This window comes from Streptomyces sp. NPDC002265, from assembly GCF_040296125.1.
In the GTDB taxonomy this organism is placed as follows: domain Bacteria; phylum Actinomycetota; class Actinomycetes; order Streptomycetales; family Streptomycetaceae; genus Streptomyces.
Map to the genome: position 1 here is coordinate 1 of NZ_JBEOWS010000057.1, position 15,752 is coordinate 15,752.

Below are 15,752 nucleotides of genomic sequence, written 5' to 3' on the forward strand. Positions count from 1 at the left end.
GCACGTACGTCCCGGGCCCCTCGGGGAACAGGCAGACCTACTGGACGATCGTGATCCGGTTGGTGGCCGGCGGCGCCAGCGGGGCCGCCGCCGACGAGTTGGCCGTCAGGTACCGCACCAGCGCCTCCAGGTCGTCGACGCCGACCACGTCGTTCGTGCCCAGGCCCAGCGTGGTGAAGCCGTCACCGCCGCCCGCGAGGAAGCTGTTCGTCGCGACGCGGTAGGTGGCCGCCGGGTCGATGGCGGCGCCGTTCAGCCGGATGGAGTCGGTGACGACACGGTCGGCGCCGGACTTCGTCAGGTCCAGCGTGTACGTCAGGTTCGCCGAAGGCTGGAGGATCTTCGGCGCGGCCGCGTTCGAGCCGCTGACCTGCTCCTTCAGCACCTGGATGAGCTGGGCTCCGGTGAAGTCCTGGAGGTTCACGGTGTTGGCGAACGGCTGCACCGTGAAGCCCTCGGCGTACGTCACCACACCGTCACCCTCGCTGCCCTTGGCCGCGTAGGTGAGACCGGCGCGGACCCCGCCCGGGTTCATCAGCGCCACGGCGGTCTTCGGGTCCAGCTCCCTGGCGTACGCCAGCTGCGCGTCCGCGATCAGGTCGCCCATCGGGGACTCGGTGCCGGTGCTGTTGACGTCGGCGGAGATGTAGCCGATCGCCCGGTTGCCGACCGGGGCGGCCAGGGTGTTCCACTTGCTGATCAGCGCGGTCATGTCGGCCGCCTTGGCGACGTCCCGGGTGACCACGCGGTTCGCGGACTTCACGGACGTACGGGCGATGTCGCCGGTGAAGCGGTCGTACGTGAGCGTGGTGTCCGTGTAGAGGCGGCCGAAGGACGCGGCCGAGGTGACCATGCGCGGCTTGCCCGACGGGTCGGGGATGGTGCACACGTAGGCCGCGTGGGTGTGGCCGGTGACCAGCGCGTCGACCTTCGGCGTGATGTTCTTGGCGATGTCGACGATCGGTCCGGAGATGCCGTCACCGGCGCCCGGCGAGTCGCAGTTGTAGTTGTACGCGCCCGAGGCCGGCAGTCCGCCCTCGTGGATCAGCGCGACGATCGACTTCACGCCCTGCTTGTCCAGCACCTTGGCGTACTTGTTGATCGTCTCGACCTCGTCCTGGAACTTGAGGCCCTTGACGCCGTCGGCGGAGACGATGCCCGGGGTGCCCTCCAGGGTCACGCCGATGAAGCCGATCTTGACGCCGTTCTTCTTCCACACCGTGTACGGCTTGAGGATCGGCTTGCCGGTCTTCTCGTCGATGACGTTCGCCGCGAGGTACGGAAAGTCGGCGCCCTTGAACTTCTTGTCCGTGTAGCAGCCGGCCGTCGGGTGGCAGCCGCCGTTCTGGAGCCGGGCCAGTTCCTTGGCCCCCTCGTCGAACTCGTGGTTGCCGACGGACGTGACGTCCAGGTCGAGCTTGTTCAGCGCCTCGATGGTGGGCTCGTCGTGGAACAGGCCCGAGATCAGCGGGGAGGCCCCGACCATGTCGCCGCCGGCCGCGGTGATCGAGTACGGGTGGCCCGTGCGGGCCTGGCGCAGATGCGTCGCGAGGTACTCCACGCCGCCCGCGTCGATGGTCTTCGTCGTGCCGTCGGCCTGGAGCTCGGTGACCCGGCCGGAGGAACCCGACGGCGGTTCGAGGTTGCCGTGCAGGTCGTTGAAGGACAGCAGCTGGACGTCCTGGTAGCGGGCCGGCCGCGGATGACCGTGCCTGCCGTTGTCGTGCGCGTTCGCCGGCAGCGCGGCGGCCAGTGCGCCGACCGTGGCGAGACCGGCGGCGGCCGCGAGAACCCGGTACGTACGACGTCTGCGGCTCGGATACGACGGAGATGTGGCTGGCATGCGCCCCCCTGAGGCTGATGGCGTCCACGTGGCCGGTGTGGCCCCGCGGGTCGGCTGTAGGTGTGCCCGTCCGGCGCAGCCTAAGGTCAACGCGCGTAGCACGACAGGGGTTTCAGGGTTACATCCAGGTTTCCCTTTGCCTCCGCCTTACCCTGTTCCTGCCGCCACTTTGCCCAGCACTCCCCTTACCCTCGTACGCATGACCAGCGACGACATCGCACGGCTCCCCGGCGCCCGATCCATCGAGACCCTCTCCACGCTCTCCGCGGAACAGACCGAGGCCGTGCTCGCACTGCTCGCGGAGGCCGCCCACAACGACGGCCAGCAGGCGGTGTCCGAGCAGGGCCGGCTGCAACTGCGCGGCGGAGCCCGCGAAGGGGTCTCCCACCTGTTGCTGACCACGGGCGGCGAACTCCTCGGCTACGCACAGCTGGAGGACACCGACCCGGTGGAGGCCCCGGCCGCCGAGATGGTCGTGCACCCCGCGTACCGCGGGCACGGGCACGGGCGGGCACTGGGCTCCGCGCTGCTCGCCGCCTCCGGCAAGCGGCTGCGGGTGTGGGCGCACGGCGGCCACTCCGCGGCCCGGCACCTGGCCCAGGTCCTCGGCCTCACCCTGTTCCGCGAACTTCGCCAGATGCGGCGGCCCCTGGCCGGGCTCGACCTGCCCGACCCGGTGCTGCCCGAGGGCGTGAGCGTGCGCGCCTTCCGGCCGGGCGCCGACGACGCGGCCTGGCTCGCCGCGAACGCCGCCGCGTTCGCCCACCACCCCGAACAGGGCTCCCTCACCCAGCGCGACCTCGACGACCGCAAGGCCGAGGCGTGGTTCGACCCCGCGGGCTTCTTCCTCGCCTTCCGCGAGGACCGGCTGATCGGCTTCCACTGGACCAAGGTGCACGCCGAGGAGGGGATCGGCGAGGTCTACGTCCTCGGTGTCGCCCCCGGCGCTCAGGGCGGCGGCCTCGGCAAGGCTCTGACCACGATCGGCCTGCGCCATCTCGCCGCGCAGGCGCTGCCGACCGCCATGCTCTACGTCGACGCCGACAACAAGGCGGCGGTGTCCGTCTACGAGCGCCTCGGATTCCTCACGTACGAGACGGACCTGATGTACCGCACGGAGACCTGAGCGGCCGTCACCACCGGGCGCCTGCTCGGCCCCGGCGGGACGACGCGTCCCGGCCGGCAGCCGGGTGACGTGTCCTCAGGCGGTGGCCGGGGCGTGCTCCCGTGGCCGCCGGGGGTACGGGAGGGACCCGCGGCGCAGTGGCTCCGGGGCGCAGAGCGCCACCACCGCGACGCCCACCAGCAGCAGCCCCGCCCACCGCTCGTGCGCATCCGCCCAGTGCCGGTCGCCCACCGTCACCAGCAGCGCCCACCGCTGCGGCAGCAGCAGCGTCGGCACGGTCACCGAGACGGCCGCCAGAGCGGCCGCGACGGCGGCGCCCGGCCGGGTCCCGTCCGTGAACCGGACTGCGGCCGAGGCGCCGGCCAGCGCGAGCGAGGCGATCGCGGCCGCCTCCAGGGTGAGCGCGCCCACCGGGGGCCGCGCCTGCTCCGGTACGAGCAGCAGCGCGGCCGCCCAGCACAGCGCGGTGACCGGCGCGGCCAGCGCCAGCCGCAGGGCGGCGCGCAGTGGCCGGCGCACCGGCACCGGCGCGGTGGTGTGCCGGGCGGGGTCGTCGAGCAGGAACGCCAGGCCCAGCGCGAGACAGAGCGCGGCGGCCCGCAGCAGGTTGAGGCACAGCCATGGATCGGGGGCGCCGGACAGCAGCCGGGGCAGCCCGGCGAGCAGCAGTCCGAGACCGCCGGTCGCCGTGAGGGCGGGCCAGGGCAGGGTGCGCCGGAGCGGGCGGAGCAGGGCGCGGAGCACGGCGTACGGCCTCGGCCGTCGCTCACCAGTCACAGGTGTCACCGCTGTCCTCCCTCGTCGTGGGCGCCGTCACGTCCAGCAGCTGTGCCACCCGCGTGAGCGATGTCCGCGGGGAGGTCAGCTCCGTCCAGTGCGCCTTCACCTTGGCGATGACGCCGTAGCGCGGCTGCCGCAGCAGCTGCCGGACGACATCGGTCTGTCCGGCGGTCATGGCGACGGAGGCGACGGGCGTCAGCGCGATCGCGGAACCCTCGACGCTGTCGTCGAGGCGGGTGCCGCGCAACCCGGCCAGCGGGTCGGGCTCCGCGCCCAGCGCGAGCCACATGATCGTCACCACCCGGGCGTCGCACACCTCGCTGCCGGCCCGCTCGTCGCCCGCCACCAGCACGGAGGCGACCCCGACCGCGAACTGGGCGCTGCGGTCGCCACCCCACTCGGTGCCCACGCTGACCTGGCCGGGCCTGGTGAGCGGGGCGATCGCGGCGTCGTCCGCCAGGCCGTAACGGGCTTCCACCCGCTGCCGTACGGTCAGCCGCACGCCGCCCGCGGCACCGCCCGCGAGGCGGCGCACCCGGTCGGCCGCGGCCGCCCAGTCGGCGGTGCGGCCGCTCCACTCGGGGAAGGCGCAGTACGTCGAGGTGCCGTGGACGGTGCACGACTGGACCCGTTCCGGGTGCACGGAGGCCTCGGCGCGGGCGGCCTTCAGGGCGGCCGAGTCGCCCGGGGCCTGCCCCACGGCCCCCGTGACGGTGACGGCCAGGGCGAGGGCGGTCACCGCCAGTGCCGCACGGGTGCGGGCGCCGCTCAGCAGCACCGCGCCGCACGCCACGAGGAGGATCAGCCCCGTCAGGTACAGCGCGTGCCAGGCGGCCGGGCGGCCGAGGAGATCGGACGGGAGGGGTCCGGCGCCGCTCTCGGTGACGGTGGGCAGCAGCCAGCGCGCTCCGTGCGAGCCGTCCAGGTTCACGGCGGCGAGGACGAGCAGGACGTAGCCGCCGATCACCACGAGCGGGGCGGCGAAGAAGGACGGGATCAGCCGGGCGAGCAGGACGCCGGCTACGCCGGACAGCAGGACGCAGAGCGGGCCGACAACCAGTTCGAAGAACGAGCCGTGGCCGCTCGCGCCGGGCTTCAGCGCGGCCCAGGTGAACTCGACGGCCACGACGAGCGCGGTGAGCGCCGCGTAGGGCACCACGGACAGGACGTGCGCGACCGTACGCCGCCAGGGCTCCATGGGCAGGATGCCGTCGTGCCGGTCGGTGCCGTTGCGGCGGGAGCGCAGCGCGGCCCGGTTGACGCAGATGAGCAGGGCGATGCCGAGCAGCTCAGGCTTGATCTGGGTGCCCCGGTCGACGTCCTGGAGGGCCGGGTAGGCACCCATGCCGTCGCCGCCCGAGTACAACTGCCATGCGGTGTAGCCGACGTAGAGGAGCAGGAAGGAGAACACCGGGACGAACTGGAGGAGTTCACGGGCCTCGAAGCGGGCCAGGGCGAGCACGGCCGCGGCCCGCCGGGGAGCAGGGGCGGGGGCCGGCCCGGCGGTCGTGGCGGCCGTCTGCACGACCTCGGTGGCGCTCATGCCGTCACCTGCGCCGACGTGCCGTCGAGAGCGAGCAGGTAGCCGTCCTCCAGGGTCGGTTCGAGGAGGTCGGCGCCCTCGGGCGGCTCGCCGACGTTGCGGAAGGTGCCGAGTCCGGTGCGCCAGCCCGCCAGCGCCCCCGGATCCCGCTCGGCGCTGCTCCACACCCGGCCCGCGGCCTGTGCGGTGAGCTCGGCGGGGGTGCCCTCGAAGCGGAGGCGGCCCCCGGCCATGACGATCACACGGTGGCAGAGCATCGCCACGTCCTCGGTCTGGTGGGTGGAGAGCAGCACCGTCCGGCCCTCGCCCGCCTGGGCGATCAGCTCCCGGAACCGCATGCGCTGTTCGGGGTCCAGGCCGACGGTCGGCTCGTCGAGGACGAGGAAGCCGGGATCGCCGACGAGGGCGGCGGCGAGCGCGACCCGCTGCCGCATCCCGCCGGACAGCCGCTTGATGCGCCGGCCGCGCACCTCGGACAGGTCGACGGCGTCGAGTATCCGCCGCACCTCGCGGTGCCGGGCGCCGCGGTCCGTCATCTCCTTGAGGATCGCCACGTAGTCGACGAACTCGAAGGCGGTGAAGTCCGGGTGGAATCCCGGGCTCTGCGGAAGGTAGCCCAGGGCGCGGCGGACGTTCTGCCGTCCGGCCGTGGTGCTCGGGTCGTGTCCGAGGACGCTGAAGGCGCCCCGGTCGGGCGGCACGGCGGTGGCGAGGACCCGCAGCAGGGTGGTCTTGCCCGCCCCGTTCGGTCCGAGCAGCCCGGTCACTCCTTCGGTCAGCCGCAGGGTCACCTCGTCGAGGGCGGCGGTGCCGCCGTAGCGCAGGGTCAGCCCGGAGGCGGAGACGGTGACGGTCATGGGGCACTCCCGTGAGTGGCGTGGATGAAGTCGATGGCGCCGGTCGCGGCGGCGGGTTCGGCGGCGGGCGTGGCGGCGGGCGTGGCGGCGGGTTCGGCGGCGGGCGCGTGGGTGAGCGGGGCGAGGGAGCGCCCGTCCGCGGCCGCACGGCGTCCCCGGCCCTGCGCGGTCACCCGCCACCCCCCTGCCGGAACTCGGTGAACGGCACGACCGAGGCGTCGAACCGGTCGCGGGCGAGGTAGAGCAGCCCGGCGGCGAGCGCCGCGACCGCGCCCGCCACGCCCTGCCCGGCCGCGGTGAACGGCGCGAGCGTCCCCTCGCCGGTCGCGCTCGCCGCGAGGAGCAGACCGATCCAGGCTCCGCCGACCAGGGCGGGCGCGACGACCGGGCCCAGGCGGGACGTCAGCGCCAGTCCGGTCGCGGTCAGCGCGAGCGCGGGCAGCAGCCAGGCCAGCGCGCGCAGCCCGTAGGCGGGCAGCGCGAGGGTCGCGAGGCCGTTCAGTCCGAGGCCGACCGTCAGCACGGCGACCGTACGGATCAGCAGCAGCCGGAAGCCGTGCAGCGGGGAGACGACGCCCATCTCGTACGTCGGGTCGAGCGCGGGCCCGTACGACAGCGCCACCCCGGCGAGCGGCAGCAGCGGCGCCAGGACGAGGAACAGCGTCGGCGAGTGTCCGTCGCCGACGGCTCCGGTGGTCAGCACCGTCATGAGCAGGACCGCGGCGACCGCCGCGAGCCAGGAGCGGCGCAGCACGGGCGTGGCGGTGAGCAGCCGGGCCGTGTGGTCGGCGACGCCGACCCGTACCATCAGCGACTCGACGAACCCGCGCCGTGGCGCGTCGAGTTCGGCGTCGAGCCGTTCCCAGCCGGCGTCCAGCGCGACGGGGTCGGCGAGCAGCGCGAGCCGGGCGCGGCAGTCGGCGCAGGCCGCCAGGTGGGTGTCGGCGGACCACAGCCGCGGTGCCGCCAACTCGCCTCGCGTGTAGGCCCGGAGATCGTCCTCGGGCACATGCCAGGTGGTGGTCATGCCAGCGCCTCCCGCAGTTGCTTGCGGGCGCGCAGGGCCCGCGTCTTGACCGTGCCGGGCGGGATGCCGAGCAGTACGGCCGCCTCCCGGGTCGTGAGCCCGTCGACGACCGTCGCCTGCAGGACGGCCCGCAGCTCGGGCGAGAGCCGCAGCAGGGCCCCGGCGAGGTCCCCGTGCTCCACCCCCGCGAGCACGCGTTCCTCCGCCGAGACCTCGTCCCGGTGCCGCAGCCGTGCCAGCGCCTGCCGCAGCCGCCCCCGTGCGCCGTCGCCGCGCACCACGTCGACCAGCCGCCGTGACCCGATGCGCCACAGCCAGCCGGCCACGTCACCGTCCTCGCGGTAGCGGGCGGTCCCCCGCCACACCGCGAGGAACGTCTCCTGTACGACGTCGTCGACGATCCCGGCGTCGGCGCACCGGCTGCGCAGCCGGGCGCTCAGCCAGGGCGCGAAGCGCCGGTACAGCTCCTCGAAGGCGCGCCGGTCGGCGTCCGCCGCGACAGCGCGCAGCAGCTCCCCGTCGCTTCTCGTCTCGCTCACATCTCCTCATCGGACGAGCCCTGCCGATCGGTTCACACCTCGGCCCTCGACTTTTCCGATCACCCTGAATCCATGTCACTGCTTCATCGGTGAAATAGAGGTGAATCGGATGGCCGCACCCCGGCTCGGCACCGGTGACCGGCACTGGACCGGCCGTCCGACGGCTTCGCGCGTTCCCCGGGGAGGGGGAGTAGCGTACGAAGCCGAGGCCTCCCGCCGAAGGGAGGGCTCACGTCCCGCGATGGACGCCCCGGGGCCGCGCCCCGATATCCCGCACGCCATGTCCCCGTAACCGTTGGTTCAGACTGTCTTGCGACGCTCGGCCAATGAACCCAGTCGCGCCCGAGGGCTCGCCACCCCATGAGGGCGATGCCGACGCGCTCCCGCTCGGACGCCTCGACGCGCCCGTCTACCTGCTGGCGCGAAAGAATGGGTCCATGAGCCAGCCAAACGCCCAGGCACCGGTCCAGCACCCGCAGCCCTCCGTGGGCTCCATAGCCGCGCACCGTCCGCACACCGTGTCGGCCGCGGTCTCCGACCTGGAACCCGACATCGACGCCGATCTCGACGCCTACGAGGAGTCGCCGTACGAGGGGCCCCAGCTGCCGCAGGGTCGATTCCTCGACCGGGAGCGCAGCTGGCTGGCCTTCAACGAGCGCGTCCTCGAACTCGCCGAGGACCCGAACACCCCCCTGCTCGAACGCGCCAACTTCCTGGCGATCTTCGCCAGTAACCTGGACGAGTTCTTCATGGTCCGGGTGGCCGGCCTGAAGCGCCGTATCGCCACCGGGGTGGCCACCCGCTCCGCCTCCGGCCTCCAGCCCCGCGAGGTGCTGGAGATGATCTGGGCCCGCTCCCGCGAGCTCATGGCCCGGCACGCCGCCTGCTACCACGAGGACGTCGCCCCCGCACTCGCGGAGGAGGGCATCCACCTGGTCCGCTGGAGCGAGCTGACGGAGAAGGAGCAGGCGCGCCTCTTCACGCTCTTCCGCCACCAGATCTTCCCGGTGCTGACCCCCCTCGCGGTCGACCCGGCGCACCCCTTCCCGTACATCTCCGGCCTGTCGCTGAACCTGGCCGTCGTCGTACGCAACCCGGTCAGCGGGCACAAGCACTTCGCCCGCGTCAAGGTGCCGCCGCTGCTGTCCCGCTTCCTGGAGAGCTCCCCCGGCCGGTACGTCCCCATCGAGGACGTCATCGCCGCCCACCTGGAGGAGCTGTTCCCGGGCATGGAGGTGCTGGAGAGCCACGCCTTCCGGCTCACCCGCAACGAGGACCTGGAGGTCGAGGAGGACGACACCGAGAACCTCCTCCAGGCCCTGGAGAAGGAGCTCATGCGGCGCCGCTTCGGGCCGCCGGTGCGCCTGGAGGTCGAGGAGTCCATCGACCGCGAGGTGCTGGACCTCCTGGTGCGGGAGCTGAAGATCAGCGAGGCGGAGGTGTACCCGCTGCCGGGTCCGCTGGACCTCACGGGCCTCTTCCGCATCCACGGCCTCGACCGTCCCGAGCTGAAGTACCCCAAGTTCATCGCCGGCACCCACCGCGACCTGGCGGAGGTCGAGTCCGCCTCGGCCCCCGACATCTTCGCGGCGCTGCGCAGCCGCGACGTGCTCCTGCACCACCCGTACGACTCCTTCTCCACCTCCGTCCAGGCCTTCCTGGAGCAGGCCGCGGCCGACCCCGACGTCCTCGCCATCAAGCAGACCCTGTACCGGACCTCGGGCGACTCGCCGATCGTCGACGCGCTGATCGACGCCGCCGAGTCCGGCAAGCAGGTCCTCGTCCTGGTCGAGATCAAGGCCCGCTTCGACGAGCACGCCAACATCAAGTGGGCGCGCAAGCTGGAGGAGGCCGGCTGCCACGTCGTGTACGGCCTCGTCGGCCTCAAGACCCACTGCAAGCTGTCCCTGGTGGTCCGCCAGGAGGGCGAGACGCTCCGCCGCTACAGCCACGTGGGCACCGGCAACTACCACCCGAAGACGGCCCGCCTCTACGAGGACCTGGGCCTGCTGACGGCCGACCCGCAGGTCGGCGCCGACCTGTCCGACCTGTTCAACCGACTCTCCGGCTACTCCCGCCGGGAGACCTACCGCCGCCTGCTGGTCGCCCCCAAGTCCCTGCGGGACGGGCTGATCGCACGCATCAACAAGGAAGTCCAGCACCACCGTGCCGGACGGCCCGCCCATGTCCGCATCAAGGTCAACTCGATGGTGGACGAAGCGATCATCGACGCGTGCTACCGCGCGTCCCAGGCGGGCGTGCCGGTCGACATCTGGGTGCGCGGCATCTGCGCGGTGCGACCGGGCGTCACCGGCCTGTCGGAGAACATACGGGTCCGCTCCATCCTCGGCCGATTCCTCGAACACTCCCGGGTGTTCGGCTTCGGCAACGGCGGCGAGCCCGAGGTGTGGATCGGCAGCGCCGACATGATGCACCGCAACCTCGACCGCCGCATCGAGGCCCTGGTCCGGGTCACCGACCCGGCCCACCGCGCGACCCTCAACCGGTTGCTGGAGACCGGCATGTCGGACTCCACCTCGTCCTGGCACCTGGGCCCGGACGGCGAGTGGACCCGGCACGCGACGGACGCGGACGGACAGCCCCTGCGCAACGTCCAGGAGATGCTCATAGACGCCCGGAGGCGCCGGCGTGGCACAGCAACACCTTGACCCGACGGACCCCACGGCCGAGCCGGTGAAGGGTGACGCCCTCGCGCGTTACCTCCGGTCCCAGGCCACGGAGTTCCTCCGCGCCCTGCGCCTGCACCGGGAGACCGGTGGCACGGCGGGCGGCGCGGGGGGGTCCGCCGAAGCGGCCCTGGCCCTGCGCCGGTCCGCCCGCCGCATCAGCGGCAGCCTGCACACCTACCGTCCGCTGCTGGACAGCACCTGGTCGGAGGAGATCCGGCCCGAACTGGCCTGGCTGTCCGGCACCCTGGCGCTGGAACACGCGTGCGAGGCACGGCTGGACCGGCTGCTGCTGGCGCTGCACCGGCTGTCGGGCGCGATGCCCCTGCCGGCCCAGTCGGCGGTGGCCACGGCACCGGGCGCCGCCGGCCCGGCCGTGCCGCCGCCCGCGGGGGAACGCGGCAACCTCACCGTGGGCGCGGCGAAGGCGGGCGCCCTGCTCGAACGGCAGTTGACGCTGGCCCGGACCCGGGCCCACTCCACCGCACTCCAGGCGCTCGGCTCGTCCCGCTTCCACGCCGTCGCGGACAAGCTCGCCGTGCTCGCCAGCGACGTCCCGCTAGCCCCCGCCGCCGTCGGCACGGACCTGCGGCCACTGACCGACGCGGCCCGGGAGCGCCTCACGGACGCGGTCGCCGCCCTGCCCCTGGTCACCGCGGGCCACCCCTACAACGCGGAGGCCCTCGTCCACGGCCTCTCCCCGGACCCCGCCCCGCACGCCCAGGACGCCCCCTGGCACCAGGTCCGCCTGCTGCTGCGCCTGTACCGCTACGCCCGCGAGGTGCCCGCCCCGGACGGCGACGACACCCCGCTGCACCTGTGCGTACCGGCGGCGGGCCGGGCCCTCAACCGGCACCGCGACGCCTCGGAGGCGGCCGCGGCCGCCGCCCAGGCGGCCCGTACGCCCCGCATCGCGCCGGCGACGGCGTACGCGCTGGGCGTGCTCCACGCCGACCAGCGCCACGAGGTGGAGGCGGCCAGGTTCGCCTTCCAGCAGGCCTGGCAGAAACAGACCGTCGGTACGTCCTGATCCGCTGGGAGGCTGAACCCCGGTGACCGAATCGAACGACACCACCGTCCAGGCGGCCGGCTGCGTCCTGTGGCGCCGCTCTCCCCATGACGGGCAGCTGGAACTCTGCCTGGTCCACCGTCCGAAGTACGACGACTGGTCCCACCCCAAGGGCAAGCTCAAGCGCGGCGAGGACGCCCTCGTCGGCGCGCTGCGCGAGGTGGCGGAGGAGACCGGTTACACCGCCGAGCCCGGCGCCCGGCTGCCCACCCTGCACTATCTCGCCAACGGCCGTCCCAAGCAGGTCCGTTACTGGGCCGCCGAGGCCGTCGCGGGCACGTTCGCCCCGAACGACGAGGTGGACCGGGTCCTGTGGCTGTCCCCGCTCTCGGCCCGCAACCGGCTCACCCAGCCCCACGACCGGACCCTGGTCGACGACCTGCTGTCGGCCGTACGCCACGCCTGAACCCTCACCACCGGCCGCCTGGCGAGCCGCGGCTCACCCAGCCCGCGACCGGACCCTGGTCGACGACCCGCTGTCAGCCGTACGCCACACCTGCAACCCGCGCCACCGACCGCCTGGCGGGCCCCGGTTCGCCCGGGGCTGCGAGACCGGCTCAGCCGCCCGTCACGTGCGTCTCCGCGTCCGTGCGGGCCTGGCTCCGGGCCCGGCGGGCCGGCCCTCGCCAGCCGCAGGCACAGCGGGCCAGACAGAACGGCCCCTGCTCGACCGTGGTCGTCATGTGTTGTTCCGGTTGTTCCCGGATACGGTCCGGCCCCTCCTGCTGCGCCACGCCTGCCAGAGTACCGAGCCGTCGGTAAAGGGCTCGTATCGCGCCTCCCGGTGACACGCCACGCGCGTGACCGGCGTCACCTGCCCGTCGTTAGCCGAGACGACAGGGGCCCGTGACGGACATACCGGCTGGGGGTAGGCAGGCGATGACGGCAAGGCAGCGGTGGCACGGCCGGACGGCGGGCACGACCGCCGTGGCGGGACTCGTGGCCTGGGTCTGCGTCGGGGCCACCGGATGCTCCTGGAGCGGCGCCGCCGCCGAGGACGCGCGGGGTGCGGGCGATCCCGTCGAGACCCTGCGCCACGCCGCCGACCGGCTGGTGGACGCGGGCAGCTCGCAGGCCCGTACGTCCATGGAGATGGCGACCGGCGGCACCCGCGTCACCATCCGGGGCGAGGGCGTCTACGACTACCGCAGGCAGCTCGGCCGGCTGAAGGTGATGCTGCCGCAGGACCCGTCCGGGCAGAGCGAGCACCGGCCCATCACCGAACTCCTCGCGCCGGGCGCCCTGTTCATGAAGAACCGGGGCGCGGGGGTGCCGGACGACAAGTGGGTCCGGGTGGACACGGCCGGCCTGTCGGACGGGAACCTGGTGACCGGCGGTGCCACCGATCCGTACGCGGCCGCCGAGGTGCTGCGCGGGACGCGGGCGGCGAGGTATCTGGGCCGGACGGAGGTGGCCGGGACCAGCGTGCGGCACTACCGCGGCACCGCCGACCTGAGCGACGCGGCGCGGCGCGCCTCGGCCGGCGGGCGGGCCGCGCTGAAGGCGGCGGCGACCGGGTTCGCCACGCCCGAGGTGCCCTTCGACGTCTACCTCGACGACCAGGGGCGCATCCGCAAGATCCGGCAGCGGTTCAGCTTCGTCAACGGACGGCAGCGGGACGCCGTGGCGGTCGCGTCGACGGCGCTGCTCTACGGTTTCGGGGCCCCCGTGGAGGTACGGCTGCCGGCCGCCGGGGACATCTACGCGGGCAGGATCGCCGAGGAGTGAGGCACAGGACTAGCCCGTCCGTGCCATGCGCGGTATGTAGGGCGCTCCCTACTCTAGGAAGTCGGTGACGGCAGAAGTGAGGTGACGCGCGTGGCTCCGCTCGGCGGTACGACAGTTCAGGACCACGTGGCCCTCGCCGAGATCGAACTGTGCGGCGAGCTGATCATCGCGGCCTCGGCCGCCGGCGAGGACCGGCTCAGCCTGGAGAGCATCGACGAGGTGCTGCGGGTGGCGGAGGAGCGGACCGCCTGCGGCTGAGCACCGACCGCACGCGCCGCCTCGTACCTGCCGCCGCGTAGCCACCGCCTCGTATCCGCCGCCGGCCGTCAGGTCCGCAGCAGCCGGCCGATCGCCTTCGTCGCCTCGTCCACCTTGGCGTCGATCTCGGCGCCGCCCTTGACGGCCGCGTCGGCGACGCAGTGGCGCAGGTGTTCCTCCAGGAGCTGCAGCGCGAAGGACTGCAGGGCCTTGGTGGAGGCGGACACCTGGGTGAGTATGTCGATGCAGTAGACGTCCTCGTCGACCATGCGCTGAAGCCCGCGGATCTGGCCCTCGATCCGGCGCAGCCGCTTGAGGTGTTCGTCCTTCTGCTTGTGGTATCCGTGCACGGCCGACCCGGATGCGGCGGCTTCGGAGGGCGCCGTGGCGCCGGCCTCTGTGGTCGTCATGGCGTCCTCCTGCTGACTGATACCCCTGGTGGGTATATGGTAACGAACTTTGCTGGGTATAGGGCCCTTGCTCATGGCCGCCGGCGGCCCCTGTGCTGATCGCTCTGTCCGATGGGCGACACTGGGGGGCGGCCCATTAGCCGTGGCCGGATGATGCGCCTAGCATCAACCTGACCGAACCGATGCATCCCGAGGACCCCACGTGCGCTTTCGTCTGACCCCCAGGGAGACGAGCTTCTACGATATGTTCGCCGCGTCCGCGGACAACATCGTCACGGGCTCGAAACTCCTGATGGAACTGCTCGGGGCGGACGCTTCCGGCCGAGCCGAGATCGCAGAGCGTATGCGGGCCGCGGAACACGCCGGTGACGACGCCACCCATGCGATCTTCCACCAGTTGAACTCCTCGTTCATCACGCCCTTCGACCGCGAGGACATCTACACCCTCGCCTCGTCCCTCGACGACATCATGGACTTCATGGAGGAGGCCGTCGACCTGGTCGTCCTCTACAACGTGGAGGACCTGCCCAAGGGCGTCGAACAGCAGATCGAGGTGCTGGCACGGGCCGCGGACCTGACCGCGGAGGCCATGCCGAACCTGCGCACCATGCAGAACCTCACCGAGTACTGGATCGAGGTCAACCGCCTCGAGAACCAGGCCGACCAGATCCACCGCAAGCTGCTGGCCCATCTGTTCAACGGCAAGTACGACGCGATCGAGGTCCTCAAGCTGAAGCAGATCGTGGACGTCCTGGAGGAAGCGGCGGACGCGTTCGAGCACGTCGCCAACACCGTGGAGACCATCGCGGTCAAGGAGTCCTGACCTCTCCATGGACACCTTCGCTCTGGTCGTGACCATCGGGGTCGCGCTCTTCTTCACGTACACCAACGGCTTCCACGATTCGGCCAACGCGATCGCGACGTCGGTCTCCACCCGGGCGCTGACCCCTCGTGCGGCGCTCGCCATGGCGGCGGTCATGAACCTCGCCGGTGCCTTCCTGGGCAGCGGGGTCGCCAAGACCGTCAGCGAGGGCATCATCCAGACGCCCGAGGGCTCGCGCGGGATGGCCATCCTGTTCGCGGCCCTGGTCGGCGCGATCACCTGGAACCTGATCACCTGGTACTTCGGCCTGCCGTCCTCCTCCTCCCACGCCCTGTTCGGCGGCATGGTGGGCGCTGCGCTCGCGGGCGGCACGACCGTCTACTGGAACGGGGTGCTCGACAAGATCGTCATTCCGATGTTCCTGTCGCCGATCGTGGGCCTGCTCGCCGGTTACCTGGTCATGACCGCGATCCTGTGGATCTTCCGGAAGGCCAACCCGCACAAGGCCAAGCGCGGTTTCCGCATCGCGCAGACCGTCTCGGCGGCGGGCATGGCGCTCGGCCACGGTCTGCAGGACGCCCAGAAGACGATGGGTGTCGTCGTGATGGCCCTGGTCATCGCGGGTGTCGAGGACTACAGCGACCCGATCCCGGTCTGGGTCAAGCTGGTCTGCGCGATCATGCTGTCGCTGGGCACGTACGCCGGCGGCTGGCGCATCATGCGCACTCTCGGCCGCAAGATCATCGAACTGGACCCGCCGCAGGGCTTCGCCGCGGAGACGACCGGCGCGTCGATCATGTTCACCACGGCGTTCCTGTTCAAGGCGCCGATCTCCACGACCCACGTCATCACCTCGGCGATCATGGGCGTCGGCGCGACGAAGCGTGTGAACGCGGTGCGCTGGGGTGTCGCCAAGAACATCGTCCTGGGCTGGTTCATCACCATGCCGGCGGCCGCGATCGTGGCGGCGGGCGGCTTCTGGGTCGTCAATCTCGCGTTTCTGTAAACCCGCCCTCCCCTCCCCTGTTAGCGTCGCGCGCACAAGCGTTCGACAAGGGGGAG

The 15,752-nt window shown here is 72.4% G+C and carries 17 protein-coding genes; 8 read left to right on the forward strand and 9 right to left on the reverse strand.

Going from position 1 to position 15,752, the window contains the following annotated elements; genetic code table 11:
- Window positions 1-37: 37 nt before the first annotated feature.
- Window positions 38-1,843 (reverse strand): bifunctional metallophosphatase/5'-nucleotidase, encoded by a 1,806-nt coding sequence (locus tag ABT085_RS13295; protein WP_351605704.1) that lies wholly within the window; start codon window positions 1,841-1,843, stop codon window positions 38-40.
- Between the two features lie 199 nt (window positions 1,844-2,042).
- On the opposite strand from ABT085_RS13295, the gene mshD reads away from it, so the two are divergent.
- Window positions 2,043-2,969, forward strand: a complete 927-nt coding sequence (gene mshD / locus ABT085_RS13300) for a mycothiol synthase (RefSeq protein WP_351605707.1) — start codon at window positions 2,043-2,045, stop codon at window positions 2,967-2,969.
- Between the two features lie 75 nt (window positions 2,970-3,044).
- Here the strand turns inward: mshD and ABT085_RS13305 are convergent, their stop codons facing one another.
- From ABT085_RS13305 to ABT085_RS13330, 6 genes are read right to left on the reverse strand one after another with little or no spacing between them, the layout of a single operon-like run.
- Window positions 3,045-3,755, reverse strand: a complete 711-nt coding sequence (locus ABT085_RS13305) for an ABC transporter (protein WP_351605709.1) — start codon at window positions 3,753-3,755, stop codon at window positions 3,045-3,047.
- On the reverse strand, window positions 3,736-5,292 hold the full coding sequence (locus ABT085_RS13310; protein WP_351605712.1) for an ABC transporter permease: 1,557 nt from the start codon (window positions 5,290-5,292) through the stop codon (window positions 3,736-3,738). Before ABT085_RS13310 ends, ABT085_RS13305 begins: the two co-directional genes overlap by 20 nt.
- Window positions 5,289-6,149, reverse strand: coding sequence for an ABC transporter ATP-binding protein (locus ABT085_RS13315; protein WP_351605715.1), 861 nt, complete (start codon window positions 6,147-6,149; stop codon window positions 5,289-5,291). The genes ABT085_RS13310 and ABT085_RS13315 overlap by 4 nt, the downstream gene beginning before the upstream one ends.
- Window positions 6,146-6,322 (reverse strand): hypothetical protein, encoded by a 177-nt coding sequence (locus ABT085_RS13320; RefSeq protein ID WP_351605717.1) that lies wholly within the window; start codon window positions 6,320-6,322, stop codon window positions 6,146-6,148. Before ABT085_RS13320 ends, ABT085_RS13315 begins: the two co-directional genes overlap by 4 nt.
- A complete protein-coding gene (locus tag ABT085_RS13325; RefSeq protein ID WP_351605720.1) occupies window positions 6,319-7,176 on the reverse strand; it encodes an anti-sigma factor family protein in 858 nt (285 codons plus the stop codon). The genes ABT085_RS13320 and ABT085_RS13325 overlap by 4 nt, the downstream gene beginning before the upstream one ends.
- Window positions 7,173-7,715, reverse strand: a complete 543-nt coding sequence (locus ABT085_RS13330) for an RNA polymerase sigma factor (RefSeq protein WP_351605723.1) — start codon at window positions 7,713-7,715, stop codon at window positions 7,173-7,175. The genes ABT085_RS13325 and ABT085_RS13330 overlap by 4 nt, the downstream gene beginning before the upstream one ends.
- Before the next feature lie 437 nt (window positions 7,716-8,152).
- On the opposite strand from ABT085_RS13330, the gene ABT085_RS13335 reads away from it, so the two are divergent.
- Genes ABT085_RS13335 through ABT085_RS13345 form a run of 3 tightly spaced genes read left to right on the forward strand, consistent with a single transcriptional unit; the run spans window position 8,153 to window position 11,877 of the window.
- Complete coding sequence (locus ABT085_RS13335; RefSeq protein WP_351605726.1) at window positions 8,153-10,384, forward strand: RNA degradosome polyphosphate kinase; 2,232 nt, start codon at window positions 8,153-8,155, stop codon at window positions 10,382-10,384.
- Complete coding sequence (locus ABT085_RS13340; protein ID WP_351605728.1) at window positions 10,365-11,432, forward strand: CHAD domain-containing protein; 1,068 nt, start codon at window positions 10,365-10,367, stop codon at window positions 11,430-11,432. The genes ABT085_RS13335 and ABT085_RS13340 overlap by 20 nt, the downstream gene beginning before the upstream one ends.
- Before the next feature lie 22 nt (window positions 11,433-11,454).
- A complete protein-coding gene (locus ABT085_RS13345) occupies window positions 11,455-11,877 on the forward strand; it encodes an NUDIX hydrolase (RefSeq protein WP_351605731.1) in 423 nt (140 codons plus the stop codon).
- Window positions 11,878-12,028: 151 nt separating this feature from the next.
- Here ABT085_RS13345 and ABT085_RS13350 read toward each other — a convergent pair whose 3' ends face one another.
- Window positions 12,029-12,205, reverse strand: coding sequence for a hypothetical protein (locus ABT085_RS13350; protein ID WP_351605797.1), 177 nt, complete (start codon window positions 12,203-12,205; stop codon window positions 12,029-12,031).
- Between the two features lie 145 nt (window positions 12,206-12,350).
- On the opposite strand from ABT085_RS13350, the gene ABT085_RS13355 reads away from it, so the two are divergent.
- Window positions 12,351-13,199 carry an SCO4651 family lipoprotein gene (locus ABT085_RS13355; RefSeq protein WP_351605734.1) on the forward strand — a complete coding sequence of 283 codons (849 nt, stop codon included), beginning with the start codon at window positions 12,351-12,353 and terminating at the stop codon, window positions 13,197-13,199.
- A 90-nt stretch (window positions 13,200-13,289) separates the two neighbouring features.
- Complete coding sequence (locus tag ABT085_RS13360) at window positions 13,290-13,457, forward strand: hypothetical protein (RefSeq protein ID WP_351605799.1); 168 nt, start codon at window positions 13,290-13,292, stop codon at window positions 13,455-13,457.
- 68 nt (window positions 13,458-13,525) lie between these two features.
- Here the strand turns inward: ABT085_RS13360 and ABT085_RS13365 are convergent, their stop codons facing one another.
- Window positions 13,526-13,867: a metal-sensitive transcriptional regulator gene (locus ABT085_RS13365; RefSeq protein ID WP_351605737.1), complete on the reverse strand. Its 342-nt coding sequence runs from the start codon at window positions 13,865-13,867 to the stop codon at window positions 13,526-13,528.
- Window positions 13,868-14,069: 202 nt separating this feature from the next.
- On the opposite strand from ABT085_RS13365, the gene ABT085_RS13370 reads away from it, so the two are divergent.
- Both ABT085_RS13370 and ABT085_RS13375 read left to right on the forward strand, forming a co-directional pair.
- The gene (locus ABT085_RS13370) at window positions 14,070-14,690 is read left to right on the forward strand and encodes a DUF47 family protein (RefSeq protein ID WP_162468166.1); all 621 of its coding nucleotides are present in this window, start codon (window positions 14,070-14,072) and stop codon (window positions 14,688-14,690) included.
- A gap of 7 nt (window positions 14,691-14,697) precedes the next feature.
- Window positions 14,698-15,696, forward strand: coding sequence for an inorganic phosphate transporter (locus ABT085_RS13375; protein WP_351605741.1), 999 nt, complete (start codon window positions 14,698-14,700; stop codon window positions 15,694-15,696).
- Window positions 15,697-15,752: the final 56 nt, after the last annotated feature.

Excerpts from the sequence above, each read along its gene's own strand:
- ABT085_RS13310 (WP_351605712.1), bottom strand. The coding sequence starts at position 5,292 with ATGAGCGCCACCGAGGTCGTGCAGACGGCCGCCACGACCGCCGGGCCG.
- ABT085_RS13315 (WP_351605715.1), bottom strand. The coding sequence starts at position 6,149 with ATGACCGTCACCGTCTCCGCCTCCGGGCTGACCCTGCGCTACGGCGGC.
- ABT085_RS13375 (WP_351605741.1), top strand. The coding sequence starts at position 14,698 with ATGGACACCTTCGCTCTGGTCGTGACCATCGGGGTCGCGCTCTTCTTC.
- ABT085_RS13325 (WP_351605720.1), bottom strand. The coding sequence starts at position 7,176 with ATGACCACCACCTGGCATGTGCCCGAGGACGATCTCCGGGCCTACACG.
- ABT085_RS13295 (WP_351605704.1), bottom strand. The coding sequence starts at position 1,843 with ATGCCAGCCACATCTCCGTCGTATCCGAGCCGCAGACGTCGTACGTAC.
- ABT085_RS13365 (WP_351605737.1), bottom strand. The coding sequence starts at position 13,867 with ATGACGACCACAGAGGCCGGCGCCACGGCGCCCTCCGAAGCCGCCGCA.
- ABT085_RS13335 (WP_351605726.1), top strand. The coding sequence starts at position 8,153 with ATGAGCCAGCCAAACGCCCAGGCACCGGTCCAGCACCCGCAGCCCTCC.
- mshD (WP_351605707.1), top strand. The coding sequence starts at position 2,043 with ATGACCAGCGACGACATCGCACGGCTCCCCGGCGCCCGATCCATCGAG.
- ABT085_RS13355 (WP_351605734.1), top strand. The coding sequence starts at position 12,351 with ATGACGGCAAGGCAGCGGTGGCACGGCCGGACGGCGGGCACGACCGCC.